The following is a 274-nucleotide window of genomic DNA, read 5'->3' on the forward strand; positions in this document are numbered from 1 at the left end:
TGTTCTAATTCGCGTTTGTTTCGTTTCGATATCTAGTTTTCAAAGAACAAGCTCCATGCAAAAGCAAGCTGTTTGAGAGTTTGAGCTCTCAAAACTGAGCAACGAGTGAGTTAAAAGCTTTACGAAGTAAAGCTCGCTTCGGAAGCATGCTTCCTGAAGACTTGTATTTGAATGTTTCCGTTGCAGGAAACGATTCTCCATAGAAAGGAGGTGATCCAGCCGCACCTTCCGATACGGCTACCTTGTTACGACTTCACCCCAATCATCTATCCCA

1 rRNA gene is annotated in these 274 nt (G+C 43.4%); it reads right to left on the reverse strand.

The annotated features are described in order from the left end of the window. Nucleotides 1–203 precede the first annotated feature (203 nt). Nucleotides 204–274: ribosomal RNA gene (locus WFI24_RS34265) — 16S ribosomal RNA — on the reverse strand; the annotation flags it as partial.

It is taken from the genome of Paenibacillus sp. USHLN196 (genome assembly GCF_037144955.1).
GTDB classification, from domain to species: domain Bacteria; phylum Bacillota; class Bacilli; order Paenibacillales; family Paenibacillaceae; genus Paenibacillus; species Paenibacillus xylanexedens_C.